General features: G+C 40.8%; 11 protein-coding genes, 1 tRNA gene and 1 pseudogene. 1 reads left to right on the top strand and 12 read right to left on the bottom strand.

Going from position 1 to position 17,066, the window contains the following annotated elements; all coding sequences use genetic code 11:
* The first annotated feature begins 69 nt into the window (after window positions 1–69).
* Complete coding sequence (locus JU57_RS03590) at window positions 70–885, top strand: aldo/keto reductase (protein ID WP_037957067.1); 816 nt, start codon at window positions 70–72, stop codon at window positions 883–885.
* On the opposite strand, the gene JU57_RS03585 is transcribed toward JU57_RS03590, so the two are convergent.
* From JU57_RS03585 to rpoB, 12 genes and pseudogenes are all read right to left on the bottom strand, one after another.
* Window positions 874–1,392 carry an EamA family transporter gene (locus JU57_RS03585; RefSeq protein ID WP_349678033.1) on the bottom strand — a complete coding sequence of 173 codons (519 nt, stop codon included), beginning with the start codon at window positions 1,390–1,392 and terminating at the stop codon, window positions 874–876. The genes JU57_RS03590 and JU57_RS03585 overlap by 12 nt on opposite strands.
* Window positions 1,372–1,629: pseudogene (locus JU57_RS13980) on the bottom strand (EamA family transporter); the annotation flags it as partial. The pseudogene JU57_RS13980 and the gene JU57_RS03585, both read right to left, overlap by 21 nt.
* Before the next feature lie 34 nt (window positions 1,630–1,663).
* Window positions 1,664–2,116, bottom strand: a complete 453-nt coding sequence (locus JU57_RS03580) for an Lrp/AsnC family transcriptional regulator (RefSeq protein WP_037957064.1) — start codon at window positions 2,114–2,116, stop codon at window positions 1,664–1,666.
* Window positions 2,117–2,294: 178 nt separating this feature from the next.
* Window positions 2,295–2,371: transfer RNA gene (locus tag JU57_RS03575), tRNA-Arg, on the bottom strand.
* Window positions 2,372–2,489: 118 nt separating this feature from the next.
* The gene (locus JU57_RS03570; protein ID WP_037957061.1) at window positions 2,490–3,311 is read right to left on the bottom strand and encodes a MetQ/NlpA family ABC transporter substrate-binding protein; all 822 of its coding nucleotides are present in this window, start codon (window positions 3,309–3,311) and stop codon (window positions 2,490–2,492) included.
* 113 nt (window positions 3,312–3,424) lie between these two features.
* A complete protein-coding gene (locus JU57_RS03565; RefSeq protein ID WP_294875663.1) occupies window positions 3,425–4,105 on the bottom strand; it encodes a methionine ABC transporter permease in 681 nt (226 codons plus the stop codon).
* Window position 4,106: 1 nt separating this feature from the next.
* The gene (locus JU57_RS03560) at window positions 4,107–5,066 is read right to left on the bottom strand and encodes a methionine ABC transporter ATP-binding protein (protein WP_037957059.1); all 960 of its coding nucleotides are present in this window, start codon (window positions 5,064–5,066) and stop codon (window positions 4,107–4,109) included.
* A 172-nt stretch (window positions 5,067–5,238) separates the two neighbouring features.
* The gene (gene fusA / locus JU57_RS03555; protein ID WP_037957056.1) at window positions 5,239–7,317 is read right to left on the bottom strand and encodes an elongation factor G; all 2,079 of its coding nucleotides are present in this window, start codon (window positions 7,315–7,317) and stop codon (window positions 5,239–5,241) included.
* 75 nt (window positions 7,318–7,392) lie between these two features.
* Window positions 7,393–7,863 (bottom strand): 30S ribosomal protein S7, encoded by a 471-nt coding sequence (gene rpsG, locus JU57_RS03550; protein ID WP_037957054.1) that lies wholly within the window; start codon window positions 7,861–7,863, stop codon window positions 7,393–7,395.
* 73 nt (window positions 7,864–7,936) lie between these two features.
* The gene (gene rpsL, locus JU57_RS03545) at window positions 7,937–8,314 is read right to left on the bottom strand and encodes a 30S ribosomal protein S12 (protein WP_012856158.1); all 378 of its coding nucleotides are present in this window, start codon (window positions 8,312–8,314) and stop codon (window positions 7,937–7,939) included.
* A gap of 84 nt (window positions 8,315–8,398) precedes the next feature.
* Window positions 8,399–12,925 carry a DNA-directed RNA polymerase subunit beta' gene (gene rpoC, locus JU57_RS03540; protein ID WP_037957052.1) on the bottom strand — a complete coding sequence of 1,509 codons (4,527 nt, stop codon included), beginning with the start codon at window positions 12,923–12,925 and terminating at the stop codon, window positions 8,399–8,401.
* Window positions 12,903–17,060 (bottom strand): DNA-directed RNA polymerase subunit beta, encoded by a 4,158-nt coding sequence (gene rpoB / locus JU57_RS03535; RefSeq protein ID WP_037957050.1) that lies wholly within the window; start codon window positions 17,058–17,060, stop codon window positions 12,903–12,905. Before rpoB ends, rpoC begins: the two co-directional genes overlap by 23 nt.
* Between the last annotated feature and the right edge of the window lie 6 nt (window positions 17,061–17,066).

Below are 17,066 nucleotides of genomic sequence, written 5' to 3'. Positions count from 1 at the left end.
GTAAGGTTTAATCTTGCAAAAAAAGCACCCTTGAAACAAAATCCTTTATAATAAGGCAAAGGAGTTTTCATGAACACTATTCCACTTATGCTGTATGGCACCGCATGGAAAAAAGAGCGCACGGCAGATTTAGTCGCTTTAGCGCTTGAAAGTGGCTTTAGAGGCATCGATACGGCGTGCCAACCTAAGCATTATGAAGAAGCACTCGTCGGCGAAGGGTGTGCTCGTTTTTACCAAAAAGGTGGAAAAAGAGAAGAGCTTTTTATTCAAACCAAGTTTACGCCACTTTCAGGTCAAGACCCACAGCGTCTTCCTTATGATGCTAACGCCACGCTAGAAGAGCAGATTATCACGTCGTGTCATGTCTCCAAGCACAATTTGCAAACAGACTATCTGGACTCTTTTTTATTGCATTCGCCCCTTTTTCCTTATGTGAATTTACTCAAAGCTTGGAGAGTCTTTGAATCGCTATTTGACAAAGGGGATGTCCGTCGTATCGGCATTAGCAACTGCTATGATCCTTCGTTGTTGCACAAACTCTTTGAAGATGCGCGCATTAAACCCTCCATCGTTCAAAACCGTTTTTACGCAGACGTTCATTACGATACAACGCTTCGCGCTTGGCTAAAGGAGAAAGGGATGATCTATCAGAGCTTTTGGACACTCAGTGCCAATCCGCATATTTTGCACTCACCCCTTCTTCAAAAAATGGCTCAAAATTACAACAAAAGTGCTGCGCAAATTTTTTACCGTTACGTGATGCACCAAGGTATCATCCCCCTCAATGGCACCACCTCCGCCCAACACATGAAAGAGGATTTAAGCATCGGTGAGTTTACGCTCACTCCTCTTGAGATCGCACACATTGATGCGCTACTGGTGTAATCTTTTTTTGGCTTTTGAAAGAGTGATCATCACCACCGCGCTGATAATCAACACCGTTGCGATCAACGCTTTCACACTTAGCACTTCATCGGCAAAAAAGTACCCTAAAAAAAGTGCGACCATCGGATTGACAAAGGCATAGGTTGAGGCAAGATAAGGTGAGGCATTTTTTAAAAGCCAGACATACGCGCTAAAGCCCACCAAAGAGCCAATCAACACTAAATACGCCAAAGCCAACACCGAGCGCAAAGAGAGCGTTTCTATCTGAAACTGTTGCCATTCGCCAAAGAGCGTTGCAGTGATCATTAAAACCAAGCCACCTGAGAGCATCTGCATCGCGGTTGAGAGCATCACCGAAGAGGGCAAGGTTGCTTTTTGAGAATAGATGGAGCCTAATGACCATAAAATGGCACCTAAGAGTGTAATCAAAAGCCCAAATGTATCAAAGCGAAGATGTTCTTGATGAAAGGGAAACATCAAAATCACTACACCGATAAAGCCAATCAGCGTTCCTATAAGCGTGCTTTTGTTGGGTTTGGTTTGAATTTTGAGTAACCAAGCGATCACTATCATCCACAAAGGAACCGTTGCAATCACAATAGCCGCAATGGAAGAAGGAATCGTTTTCTCAGCAATCACTAAAAATCCATTTCCTGCCGAAAGCAATAAAATGCCAATGATTGTGGTATCTCTCCATTCAATAAGCCTAGGATGCTTTTTCTCTTTCACCACTACAAAACCATATAAAAGTGCGCATGCTTATTTTCCTTCTTCTATTTTACAGTTCACTAAAGCCGTTTTCATGCAAGGTTGAGAGAACAAACGTGGTCGATGTCTCATACACTTCAGAAAACGTTACAAGCTCATCCAAAAAATGCGTAATATCATCCGGAGAACTCACACGTACTTTTAACACCATGCACCACTCGCCTGCTAAGCGCTGACACTCTAAAATGGCACCGTTCTCTAAGGGGATATTGAGAATTTTTGAAGTAATCTCTTGAAACGATTGGCATTTCACTTTGATAAAGATATACGCTTGAATTTTTTGCTCCAGCATTTTCCAATCAAGAATAGCGCGATACCCTTTAATCACCCCATTTTTCTCAAGCTTAGCCACACGCTGATGCACAGCAGGTCTTGAGATATGAACCAATTTTCCAATCTCTTCATGGGAAAGTCTACCCGTGTGTTCCAGTAATTTTAGAATTTGTACATCAAGTTCATCCATCGTTTTCTCCTGTATAAAGTATAACAGATTGATCTTCTTTTAGAACGAATCGTTTTAGGTGGTGTTTAATTCAATCATATAGAAAATTATAATGTAGTTTTTGAAACGTTTCATTAATTGTTATGGGATGAGAATGAAAAGATCAAACATTTAGTTTGAAGAAGGAATTAAAAAGTGGTGGTGTCCCCAGCGCGATTCGAACGCACGGCCTTCAAATTAGGAATTTGATGCTCTATCCTGCTGAGCTATGGGGACATTGGCGAGATTTTGTGTGGCGGGATTATAACAAAAATAGACTTAGGAAAGTTAAAGGAGAAAGAATCAAAGTGTATCCGAAGAGACACTTTGATTGAAAGAATGCGTCAATGATGCGTTAAAACGCAGGAACAATGGCGCCTTTGTATTTTTCAACGATAAACTTTTTCACTTCATCGGATTGAACCGCTTTGAGCAATGCTTTGGTTTTGTCGCTATTCTCATTGCCCGCTTTAACGACCAAAATATTGGCATACGGAGAATTCGCAGACTCTAGGGCTAGCGCATCGGTACTTGGATTGAGTCCTACAGGAAGCGCGTAATTGGTGTTAATGACCGCAATCGTAAAATCTTCAATCACACGAGGCAGTTGCGCTGCTTCAAGCTCTGTGAAGGTAAGGTTTTTTGGATTTTCCACGATGTCCAGTTTAGTTTTATGTTCAGCATCTTTGAGTTTGATGAGGCCTGCATTTACTAAAACATCCAAAGCACGTCCAGCATTACTTGGATCATTAGGAATTGCGACACTATCACCCTCTTTAAGCTCAGAAAGCGCTTTAATCTTTTTAGAGTAAACACCAATTGGCTCGATGTGAATATTGCCCACACTCACCAATTTTGTGCCTTGGCTTTTATTAAACTCGTTCAAATACGGTGTATGTTGAAAAAAGTTCGCATCAATTTCACCGCTGTCGGTCACTTTATTGGGAATCACATAATCATTAAAGACTTTGATCTCAAGTGTATACCCTTCTTTGGCTAAAAGAGGTTTTGCAATTTCCAATATCTCAGAATGTGGTACGGGTGTTGCCCCAACAATAATTGTTTTCGCACTTTTATCTTCTTTTGAAGTTACTTTATCTTCACCTTTTTTATCGCCACTGCACCCACTAAAGGCAAGCACGGCTCCCACAAAAATAGCCCCTAAACGTTTATACATGTGTACTCCTTAAAATAACTAAATGTATAGTAAAACACTTTGTTTACTATACATTTGTGAAATCCTAACGTCATTCGCATTAAAAGGGACTGAATGACACGGAAAACTTAGCGTTAATGCTTCACAATTTTATAGAGAATATCCCCCAAGCTTTGAAAAATCTGCACAAGCACAATCAAGATAAAAACCGTCCAAAAGATATAAAGCGCATCAAACCGGTAATAACCATAATTCATTGCTACTGCGCCAAGACCGCCACCACCAACGGTGCCTGCCATCGCTGAAAAACCGACAATAATGATCAACGAGAGCGTAATCGCAGAGATAATGCTTGGAAATGCTTCAGGCAAAAGCACGCGGAAAATGATTTGAAATTTATTCGTTCCAAACGATTGTGCCGCTTCAACAACACTTTTATCTACCTCTTTAAAAGCACCTTCGATCATGCGAGCGATAAAAGGAGCTGTTCCAATCGTAAGCGGTACAATCATCGCGAACGTTCCCGTATGCTTTCCAACCAAAAATTTTGTCACAGGAAACAAGACGATGATGAGGATAATAAACGGAAATGAGCGCAACATATTGATCGTGACATCTAAGAATTTATAGGTGTATCGATTGGGCGAGATGCCATTTTTATCGGTGATTATGAGCACAATCGCCAGCATAAACCCAATGAATGTTGCCAAAAACGTTGAAACAAGGCTCATCGTGAGTGTCTCAATGACTGCATCAATGAGCACGCTTTTCATGACGAAAGATTTTTCAAAAAATGATGTAATAGTCTGTTCCATCTTAGAGTACCTCCCAAATGACTTCCGTTTTTTCGTGCAAATAGTCTGTTATTCTACCGGAGGTCTTTTCATCCATATTGATCACAAGCGAGCCAACCACATGGTCGTTAAGCTTTTCAAGCTTTCCCCAGACAATTGTGAAATTCACATCAAGCTCTCGCGCCATCTGTGTCACAATGGGTTGATAAGAGATCGTATGAGGAAAGAACAGCCTGATATTCACACCCTCCGTTGGGAGCTCTTCATCTTCACCCAAAAACCGCATCATCGTTTCATCGGGTCTTAAAAAAAGATCTTCAATCCGTCCAAGACCAATGACCTTACCATCCTCTAAGAGCAAAGCACGCGATGCCACTTTTTTGACAACGTCCATTTCATGGGTCACGATGATGATCGTAACACCCAGTTTGATGTTAATCTCTTGTAAAAGTTCTAAAATTGATTGGGTGGTATTGGGATCAAGGGCGGATGTCGCTTCATCGCTGAGCAGTATTTTAGGATTAAGCGTGAGTGCCCTTGCAATCGCAACACGTTGTTTTTGACCACCACTGAGCTCTTTAGGATAGACAAACTTTTTAGCCTCAAGTCCCACAAGACTTAAAAGCTCATCGACTCTTTTTTGAATCGCTTCTGTGCTATAGCTCCAAACACGCATCGGAAGCGCGATATTTTCATACACATTTTTTTGATTGAGCAGTGAGAAGTTTTGAAAGATCATACCAATTTGGCTTCTTAATTCATTCAGACCATGCGCGTTGAGTGTTTTAACCTCTTTGTCTAATACCATAAGATCGCCATCACTAAAGCGTTCCAGCCCGTTGATACAACGAAGCAGCGTTGATTTACCTGCACCACTGTGCCCAACGATGGCAAATATTTCACCTGCATTTACATGTAAACTGATGTCGTCTAAAACTTTTTGGTCGTTAAAGTATTTACTGAGATTTTTTATCTCTATCACGTGTTAACCTTTGCGAGAAGTATTTCATCCAAAACGCGAGATTATAGCGATTTATTGTTGATAGTTAAGGCTAAAAATGTCATTTTTAGTGAATTGTAAAAAGAGTGCGTTTGGAAGATTTTGGTAGAAACAGGGGTGTAAAGAGCCCGAAGACTCTTTACATGTAAACGAATTAACCGTTACGTTTTTTGATAATTTCTTCTGCAACGTTTCTAGGTACTTCATCATAGTGATCAAATTCCATAGAGTAAGAAGCGCGGCCTTGAGTTTGACTTCTAAGGTCTGTAGAGTAACCGAACATTTCAGCCAACGGGCAGAATGCGTTAACAATTTTGTTACCACTTCTATCATCCATTGAGTTGATTTGTCCACGACGACGGTTAAGATCGCCAATAACATCACCCATAAAGTCTTCTGGAGTTTCAACTTCCACTTTCATAATTGGCTCAAGAATAACCGGTTTTGCTTTACGACAACCCTCTTTAAAGCCCATAGAAGCAGCCAATTTAAACGCCATCTCAGAGGAGTCAACATCATGGTAACTTCCATCATAAAGGGTAACTTTAACGTCTTCCACTTTATAACCTGCAAGTACACCCGCACCCAAAGCTTCTTTAATACCTTTATCAACCGCAGGGATAAACTCTTTTGGAATTGCTCCACCTTTGATGTCGTTGATAAACTCATAACCAGCACCTGCATCTTGAGGTTCGATTTTGAGGTAAACGTGACCGTATTGTCCTCGCCCTCCTGATTGTTTTGCGTATTTGTATTCTTGGTTAACTGAGGCACGAATTGTCTCACGGTAAGCAACTTGTGGTTGACCTACTTCCGCACTGACTTTAAACTCACGAAGCATACGATCAACAAGAATCTCTAAGTGAAGCTCACCCATACCAGAGATGATCGTTTGACCACTCTCTTCATCGGTCTCTACTCTAAAGCTTGGATCTTCTTGCGCCAATTTTTGAAGCGCAATACCCATTTTCTCTTGATCCGCTTTCGTTTTAGGCTCAACCGCAACAGAGATAACTGGATCTGGGAATACCATTCTCTCTAAGATAACAGGATCTTTTTCGCTCGCAAGTGTATCACCGGTTAGGGTGTCTTTAAGACCTACAACCGCACCGATTTCACCAGAGTGAAGGACTTTGATCTCTTCTCTTTTGTTCGCATGCATTTTAAGCAAACGACCAATTCTCTCTTTTTTATCTTTGGTTGTATTGTAAGCATAACTGCCGCTTTCCAATGAACCACGATACACACGAACGAAGGTTAATTGACCCACAAAAGGATCGGTCATAATTTTAAATGCAAGCGCAGCAAATTCACCCTCATCGGTTGAATCAACCACACACTCACGTCCATCGTCATACTCACCTTTAATCGCGTGAACTTCAGTAGGAGCTGGCATATAATCAATAACAGCATCTAACATCGGTTGAATACCTTTGTTTTTAAACGCTGTTCCACAAATCATAGGAATAAAGGTCATTGCAAGACATCCCGCTTTAATACCTGCTTTAATTTCAGCATTGGTAAGCACTTCGCCACCAAGGTATTTTTCCATCAACTCATCACTGGTCTCAGAAACAGCTTCAACCATTCGCTCACGGTATTCAGTTGCTTTATCCATAAGGTCAGCTGGAATTTCAACGACTTGGTAGTTTGAACCCATAGCCGCATCATCATCCCAAACAAGCGCTTTCATCTCAACGAGATCAATAACACCTTTAAAATTTTCTTCTGCACCAATAGGAATTTGAATAGGCACTGGATTGGCTTTGAGGCGATTTTTAATTTGAGCTTCAACGTTATAAAAGTCTGCACCTACACGGTCCATTTTGTTAACGAAAACCATTCGTGGAACATGATAACGATTCGCTTGTCTCCAAACGGTTTCAGATTGGGGTTGAACGCCACCAACGGCACAAAATACAGCGACTGCGCCATCAAGAACACGCATAGAACGCTCAACTTCAATCGTGAAGTCAACGTGGCCTGGGGTGTCGATGATGTTAATTTGGTGATCTTTCCATGTACATGTCGTAGCCGCTGAAGTAATGGTAATACCTCGCTCTTTCTCTTGCTCCATCCAGTCCATTGTCGCAGCACCATCGTGTACCTCACCAATTTTATGAGAGATACCGGTGTAAAAAAGGATTCTTTCAGTTGTTGTGGTTTTACCTGCATCAATGTGCGCAGCAATACCGATGTTTCTAACCATTTCAATAGGGGTATTTCTTGCCATTATAATTTCCTTGTTATATTAGGAGTGTAGTTCTGAAGAAAGGGATGTTTACATGTAAACATCCCCAGCGTCATCTTACCAGCGATAGTGAGCAAACGCTTTGTTTGCTTCTGCCATTTTATAAGTATCTTCTTTTTTCTTAAAGGTAGCGCCTCTACTATTAGCCGCATCTAAAAGTTCATTGGCCAACCTCTCGATCATCGTTCTCTCACTTCTTTTACGAGCGTAAGAGACTAACCATCTAAGAGCCAATGCTTGTTGACGAGTTGTTCTAACTTCGACAGGAACTTGATAGGTTGCTCCACCGACACGTCTGCTTTTTACTTCCATAACAGGCTTAACGTTATCGATAGCTGCATTAAAAATTTCAATACCCTTGAGTGTACCGCTTCTTTTTTCAGCAAGTTCTAATGAACCATAAAATACTTTCGTAGCAACACTCTTTTTTCCATCGAGCATCAACGCATTGATAAACTTTGTGATAATCTTGCTATTGTAGATTGGATCTGGTAATACTTCTCTTACAGGAGCTTTTCTTCTTCTCATACTATTTCCTTCAAATTTTTTGAAAATTTTACTCAAATGATGTCAAAACAAAGGACATCACCTGTGGTTAAATTTATTTAGCTTTTGGTCTTTTTGTACCGTATTTACTTCTAGACACCGTTCTTTTTGCAACACCTGAAGTATCAAGCGCACCACGTACGATATGGTACTTAACACCTGGTAAATCTTTTACCCTACCGCCACGTACCAATACAATGGAGTGTTCTTGTAGGTTGTGTCCCTCGCCACCGATGTAGCTAATGACTTCAAAACCGCTGGTCAATTTGACTTTGGCAACTTTTCTCAAAGCAGAGTTTGGTTTCTTAGGAGTTGTTGTATAAACTCTTGTACAAACGCCTCTTCTTTGAGGGCACTTATCAAGTGCAGGTGATTTTGATTTCTTAATCACCTTTTTTCTCTCATTTCTGACGAGTTGGTTAATGGTTGGCACATTATTTCCTTTATTTTGTAAAAAATAGGTGCTAATTTTATTTAAAAATAGCTTAAAAAAAGGTTAAGTTAAGGGAACCTTAACTTAACCTCTACTTGGGTTTAACTCTAGATTAAAGCTTTTGTTCTGATAAAGACCTGTTCCAACGGGGATCATACGTCCTAAAATAACATTTTCTTTCAAATCTTCAAGCATATCCATCTTACCAGCGATGCTCGCTTCGGTTAGAACTTTGGTTGTCTCTTGGAACGAAGCTGCAGAGATAACACTATCACTACCAATCGCCGCACGAGTAACACCAAGGAGTGTTGGCTCAGCAATTGCAGGTTCTCCACCCATTTTCATGACCGCTTCATTCTCTTCACGGAAACGTCTACGGCTAATCAAATCACCCATAATGAACTTGGTATCGCCACTATCAACAATTCTTACTTGACGTAGCATTTGAGAAACGATCACCTCAATGTGTTTATCGTTAATCGCAACACCTTGTCCACGATACACTTGTTGAATTTCGCTGATCAAATAATAGTGAAGCGCTTTTTCACCCATAATACGTAAAATATCATGACTTGAAATTACACCATCGGTGAGTCGCTCACCCGCATGCACAAACTCACCCGCTTGAACGTGAATTTGTGTGTTTTTATCGACCAAGTACTCAACACTTGTACCATCAACGGCTTCAATGATAATACGCTCTTTCGAACGAAGTGGCTTACCAAAACGAATCGTTCCATCAATCTCTGCAATCACGGTTGCATTTTTAGGGCGACGTGCCTCAAAAAGTTCACTAATACGTGGAAGACCGCCGGTAATATCTTTCGATTTTGCAATCGCTTTTGGTGTTCTACCGATCAAATCTGCCAAGCCAACGGTAACGCCATTTTGAACGAAGATCGCTGTTTTTGGCTCCAATTGGTACTTCACAATCTCACCGTTTTTATTGGCAATGATGATCGTCGGTTTCATGCCGCTTGGAAGATACTCGTTGATCACAAGTCTGCTTTGACCCGTCATATCATCGAATTGTTCTGTCGCACTAATCCCTGGTTCAATGTCTTCAAACGTAATCGTACCCGCATCTTCCGCAATAATTGGTGTAGAGTACGGATCCCACTCAGCAATCGTAATTTGCTCACTGGTGGATGGGTACGCAAGCAGTGTTTTACCTTCAACCATGCTGTTGTCATTGACATCAATAATGGAGTCACGAGGAATGTAATGACGAATCGCTTCTCGATCATCATCATCCGCAACAACCGCAAAAATACCTTTTTCTTTAACAATATGACCTTTTTCAATGTCATGGATACGCTCTAAATAATCCCCACGAAGTTTATAGTATTTGACAATACCTTTTGCATCCGCATGAATTTTTTGAATAATCGGCTCACCATTTTTGACTTTAAGTTCACTTGCGTAAGGAATACGGCTTGGAACGTTCCAACCCTCTTTAATAACCTCTACGATACTCTCGTTCATTTCAACCACATCACCACTCACGTAAGGGATGTAGAATTTACCTTCGATTTTACCACTCACACCTGCAAGCTCATTTGGCTTTGCAAAGTCACTTTTACGAAGGGTATAGCGGATCGTCTCACCGGCTGTTCCACTCATCGTAATTGCAGTTTCTTCGTGCGCTGTATCAATCTCAATCGTACCTTTAAACGGTGCTTTGATCTTTGGCTCAACCAATAAAACAGCCGCATTTCTACGGTTTGCAACGATGTTTTTACCCTCTTTGGTTGCATACGTTTTTACATTGTAATAACGGATAAAACCCTCTTTTTGAGCAATGACTTGACGATCTTGAGATTCCGTTGATGCCGTACCACCGATGTGGAAGGTACGAAGGGTCAACTGCGTACCTGGTTCACCAATGGATTGCGCTGAAATAATACCAACCGCTTCACCAGGACGAACCAAAGTTCCCTCAGCCAAGTTGGTACCATAACATTTCGCACAGACACCTTTTTTAGCTTTACATGTAATCGGTGTACGAATAACCACGGACTTAATGCTCGCCTCTTTAAGGGCTTGTGCGCTCTTCTCATCAATCAATGTTCCCTCGGTGAAAAGGACTTCATTGGTAATCGTATCGATAACGTCTTCGGCAAGAACACGTCCTGTTGCTCTCTCATAGAGTGATTCAACAAGCTCACCGCTCTCGCTGATTTCGGTAATCTCAACACCTTCGTGTGTACCACAATCATCCATCGTCACTTTAACGTTTTGTGCAACGTCGATCAGTTTTCTGGTCAAGTAACCCGCGTTCGCTGTTTTAAGAGCGGTATCCGCAAGACCTTTACGCGCACCGTGCGTTGAAATAAAGTACTCAAGAACGTTTAGACCTTCACGGAAGTTTGAAATAATCGGTGTTTCAATAATACTTCCATCCGGTTTCGCCATAAGACCCCTCATACCAGCTAGCTGACGAATCTGCGCCGCAGAACCCCTCGCTCCTGAGTCTGCCATCATGTAAATGGAGTTAAAGCCGCCTTTATGACTCTCGGTGAGTTTCATCATTTCAGAAGCCACATCATTGTTCGTATCGGTCCAAATATCAATAATTTTGTTATAACGCTCTTGCTCGGTTAATAAACCCGAGCTGAACTGTTTTTGGATCTCACGTACTTTTTTCTTTGCTTCTTTAATCTTTTTCACTTTGGTATCAGGCACACGAATATCATCAATCGAAACTGAAATTCCCGCTTGTGTTGCATATTTAAAACCAAGATTTTTGAGATTATCCAAGAATCCTGCCGTAATACCAATGCCACCCTCTTTAAAAATATGGTCAACTAAACCACCAATATTTTTCTTCTTCAAGACCCTGTTCCATAACTCTTCAGGAACAAACGCAGGTAAAATTGATTTTAAAATCAAACGTCCCGCGGTAGTAAAGAGTATTCTATCGTTAATACGTGTCTTAATTTTGGCATGAATATCTAAAAATCCTGCATCAATCGCGATATGTACTTCATCCACATTGGCAAAAATTTTATTAGAACCTTTTGCATTCGGCTTCTCTAGCGTTAAGTAGTAAAGACCCAAGACCATATCTTGGGTTGGAACCGTTACCGCTTTACCTGAAGCTGGAAGCAAGATGTTCATCGAACTAAGCATCAAAATCTTACACTCAGCAATCGCCTCTTGAGACAATGGAACGTGAACCGCCATTTGATCGCCGTCGAAGTCCGCGTTAAAAGCAGAACAAACGAGAGGATGCAAACGAATCGCTTTCCCATCAATCAAAACAGGGTGAAACGCCTGAATAGAGAGTTTGTGAAGCGTTGGCGCACGGTTAAGCATAATAGGATGCCCTTTAACCACTTCCGCCAAACATTCCCATACTTCATTGGTTTTCAAGTCAATCATTTTTTTCGCTTGTTTAACCGTTGTTGCGTACCCTTTTTCTTCAAGACGTGCTAACAAATGCGGTTTAAACAATTCAAGTGCCATCTGTTTCGGAAGACCACACTGATCCATTTTTAGGTTTGGTCCTACAACAATAACCGAACGACCTGAAAAGTCAACTCTTTTGCCAAGAAGGTTTTGACGGAAACGGCCTTGTTTACCTTTAATGATCTCTGAAAGCGATTTTAAAGGACGCTTGTTAGCTCCTTTAACAGCGTTCGCACGACGACCATTATCAAACAGCGCATCGACCGCTTCTTGTAACATTCTTTTTTCGTTGCGAATAATAATCTCTGGTGCATCAAGTTCCATCAAACGTTTCAAACGTGCATTTCGGTTAATCACACGACGGTACAAATCGTTTACATCACTCACCGCAAACTTACCGCCATCAAGGGCAACAAGTGGGCGTAAATCTGGCGGTAAAACGGGTAACATCGTAATCATCATCCACTCAGGACGGTTGCCACTGTGAAGGAATGCTTCAACCACTTTGAGACGTTTAATAATCGTTTTTTTCTTCGCTTCTGAACTGGTTTGGTTAATGTCTTCTTTAAGCTGTCCTAGAACTTCTACAAGATCAAGGCTTGCTAAAAGATCACGAATCACTTCACCACCCATTTTTGCCACAAAACCTGTATCACCAAATTTTTGTTGCAATGCCTGATATTGCTCTTCGTTTAAAACATCGTACAAAGCGACTCTGTTTTTATTTTCAGCATCGTAAAACGCTTCACCTGCTTGTTCAACAATGTACGCTTCATAATAAAGTACGCGTTCAAGATCTTTCATCTTAACACCAAGCAGTGTTCCCACACGGCTTGGAAGTGAGTTCACATACCAAATATGCGCCACAGGCGTCACTAGCTCGATGTGACCCATACGTGAACGCCTTACTTTGGTACTGGTGACTTCAACGCCACATTTCTCACATTTGATGCCTTTGTAGCGCATCTTTTTGTATTTTCCGCATAGACATTCATAATCTCTAACGGGTCCAAAGATTTTCGCACAAAAAAGGCCATCACGCTCTGGTTTGAGCGTACGATAGTTAATGGTTTCTGGCTTTTTGACCTCACCATAACTCCATGAGCGGATCTTCTCTGGGCTTGCAAGTCTTAGTTGAAATGCTTTAAAGTCCCTAGGACGGCTCTCTTCGTGAATCTCAATTGGTTCTAGTCGTTTCATCTTCTTCCACCTCGTCATAAATCTCAACATCTAAAGCCAAAGACTTCAACTCATTCGTTAAAACATAGAATGTTTCAGGAATTCCTGTTTGAGGGACATTTTCACCTCGTGTGAGTGCTTTATAAGCTAAAATACGTCCTTCAACGTCGTCTGATTTGACTGTTAACATCTCTCTTAGGGTATGGGCAGCACCGTATGCCTCAAGCGCCCAAACCTCCATCTCACCAAATCGTTGTCCACCAAAAAGTGCTTTACCACCCACGGGCTGTTGTGTGACCAAAGAGTAAGGTCCTGTACTTCGTGCATGGACTTTTTCATCAACCAAGTGGTGGAGTTTTAACATGTACATGTAACCCACATTGACTTTTTCGTGCATTTTCTGACCGGTCATGCCATCATACAACTCAGTCTTGCCATCCATATCGATTTTTGCCATCTCAAAGAGTTTTGCAAATTCTTCTGTATTGACACCTTCAAAGATCGGGCTTGCAAAACGCACACCCTTGCTCCAATCACGTGCATACCCTAAGAGTTGCTCATCATTTAAAGCATCCATAAAATTACGAGCATCCATCAATTTTGCAACATCCGCGATACTAATCATTTTTTCACGAAGTGACTTGATCCAGTCACCTTGCTTCTCTTTAAAAATCTCTTCGATTTGATCGCCCAGACGTTTACCAACAAGTCCTAAGTGAACCTCAAGAATTTGTCCGATATTCATACGACTTGGAACGCCCAGTGGATTGAGAACAATATCCACAATCTCACCATTTTTAAGGTAAGGCATATCCACTTCACGAACGATATTGGAGACAATACCTTTATTTCCGTGACGTCCTGCCATTTTATCGCCCACTTTGAGTTTACGTTTCGTTGCGACATACACTTTAACAAGCTTTACAACACCACTTGGCAAAATATCATCTTTTTCAATAATATTGAGCTTCTCATCGTGCTCTTCTTTGAGTTTTTTCTTCTCATTTTGGAAGTAGCCTTTAAGGTCTTTATACGCATCTTGAATTTCATTCGAAAACGCTTTGACAATCGAATTGATTGAAAAACGGTTTACATTATGAAGATCTTCTGCCTTAATAAAGTCACCTTTTTTATAGCTGGTTTTGCTGATTTCTTGATCTTCATTCAATGGATTTCGAAGAAGCAGCGCATTGATACGTAACATCTCTTCACGATCTAACATCAAGAGTTTATCATGATGTTCACGGTCTAGTATCTCTTTTTCTTGCTCATACGCTTGAACAGCGCGAGGATCTTTGTCATAACCTTTTTTCGTAAAGATCTTAACATCCACCACAATACCTTCTAATGAAGGCGTTGCATACAGTGATTTATTGACAACATGTCCTGCTTTTTCACCAAAAATTGCGCGTAAAAGTCTCTCTTCAGGGGTTGGTTTAACTTCACCTTTGGGTGAAACTTTACCAACAAGAATCATACCTGGCATAATATAGGTACCAACTTTGACAATACCACTATCATCAAGGTGCGCAAGCTCTTCTTCTTTAACGTTTGGAATATCTTTCGTGATCTCTTCCACACCGTCTTTAAGTTCGCGTGCTTCAATCTCTTTTTCATAAATATGAACACTCGTAAAGGCATCTTCACGAATCATGCGTTCAGAGATAACAATCGCATCTTCGTAGTTATAACCATTCCATGGCATAAAAGCAACCATGGCATTTTTACCGATAGCAAGCTCACCTTGATCCATACTTGGACCATCGGCAATCACGCCACCCGCTTCTACCATATCACCTTTTTTGACAATGACTTTTTGGGTAAAGGTTGTATTTTGGTTGGTTCTAAGATTTTTTTGAAGCGCATAATGGTCAATAAATGCGCCACCTTCATCTTCACCTAGAATGTAAACATTTTTATTATCGACTTTCTCAACCATACCCGCACGTTTTGCTTTAATCGCTTCCCATGAGTCACGTGCTGCAATTTTTTCAACACCTGTTCCTACAATTGGAGCATCTGATTTTACCAAAGGTACTGCTTGACGTTGCATGTTTGAACCCATAAGCGCACGGTTGGCATCATCATGTTCCAAGAATGGAATCAGTGAAGCTGCAACACCGGCAATCATCATAGATGAAAGGTCGATTAAGTCCACTTTCTCTTTTTCAATCAATACGGTCTCACCATCAACCCTAACCTCAATCAAATCTTCAACAATCTCGTTGTTCTCATTGATTTTCGTACTGGCAGGAGCAATAACCAAGCCTTCTTCTTGCGTTGCTGTGATATAAATAATTTCATCGGTAATCGTTGCATTCTCAACTTTACGGTACGGTGCTTCCACGAAACCGAGATCATTGACTTTCGCATACATAGAAAGTGTATTGATCAAACCAATGTTTTGCCCCTCTGGGGTTTCAACAGGACAAATTCTTCCGTAGTGTGTTGGGTGAACGTCACGGACTTCAAAGCCAGCGCGCTCTTTCACCAAACCGCCCTCACCAAGAGCAGAAAGTCTTCTTTTATGCGTAATTTCACTGAGTGGATTGGTTTGATCCATAAATTGGGATAACTGCCCACTGGAGAAAAATTCTGCAATGGCAGACGTAATCATTTTAGAGTTAATCAAATCATGTGGCATCAACTCTTCAACGCTACCACTCAGTGCTGTAAATTTATCACGAATCGCTTTTTGCATTTTAATGAGACCGGCATGAAGTTCATTCGCAAGCAACTCACCAATCGCTCTAATTCTTCTGTTTCCAAGGTGATCACGATCATCGATGTGACCTTGACCATTTTTAACTTTGATCAAGTATTTGGCTGTTTTGATAATATCTTCACTCGTCATAATTGTCACATACTCAGGCACACTAAGACCAAGTTTATGATTCATCTTCATACGACCCACTTTGGTTAAGTCGTAACGCTCGGAATTAAAGAAAAGATCTTTGACAAACAGTTTTGCCGCTTCTTTGGTCACAGGCTCACCTGGTCTCATAACTTTGTAAATACGAATCGCCGCTAGATCATTCTCATCTTCAATACTCTCGGTTTGACGAAGCAATTTAAGGGTTTCCGTATCGGCAATAAACGAGTTAATGATCGCGTCATCCACACCACTTGCTAGATCATTCGCAATTTCAATTATTTCACATTTTTGCTCAATAATTTTTGCCAATTTTCCTTCATCAAGTTGGGTCAAGGTATCGTACAGTACTTCACCGCTCTCTTTATCAATGATTGGAGAGGAGAGGAAACGATTGACCAAAATTTCAACAGGATACTCGATAAACTTAATACCATCTTCAATAAATTTTTCTGCTTTTTTACGCGCTAAACGTTTGCCTGCGGCTAAAAGAAGGTTACCATGCTCATCTTTAAGATCAAAATCGACACGACCTAAGAAATTATCGGCTGAAAATTCAATCAGGAATTTATTCTCGCGAATCATAATGTTAAGCACAGGGTAAAAAAGTTTTAAGATATCTTGTTTGCTGTAACCAAGTGCTCTGAATAAAATCGTAATAGGAACTTTTCTGCGTTTATTAATTCTAACAAAGAGGGTATCTTTCGCATCATACTCAAAGTACAACCACGAACCACGATCAGGAATAATTTGAGCATTGTAAATCAGTTTGTTCGCAACCGTTGGGCTCTCTTCTTCTTTGAAGATAACACCAGGGCTTCTGTGAAGCTGATTAACAACCACTCTTTCAACACCGTTGATGATAAAGGAGGTTCGCTCCGTCATCAAAGGAATTTCACGAATAAAAATGGCTTGTTCTTTAATATCTTTTACACCCGTTTTTTCACCGGATTTTTCATCTTTATCCCATAAGATAAGACGAATGTTCATTTTCAAGCTGACAGAATACGTAAGGCCGCGCTCCATACATTCGCGGACAGTATATCTAGGTTTTCCAACTTCTGATCCAACATACTCCAACGTCAGTCGGTTTTGGGGATCATGAATAGGGAAAATAGATTTAAAAACCTTCTCTACACCACTCTCTTCTTTGAGATTTTCAACATTTAAAAACTGTTCGTAACTCTTTTGTTGAAGTTGGAGTAGATTGGGTACATCAATTTTTTTTGGGACTTTGGAAAAATCAACTCGTAAGCGATTTCCAGATTTTAGGCTATTTAACATGAGTCT

Origin of the sequence: Sulfurospirillum sp. SCADC (genome assembly GCF_000743525.1) — a bacterium.
Classification (GTDB): Bacteria; Campylobacterota; Campylobacteria; order Campylobacterales; family Sulfurospirillaceae; genus Sulfurospirillum.
The sequence above is the reverse complement of the archived record's forward strand: the minus strand, read 5'-3'. Positions and strand labels throughout refer to the sequence as shown.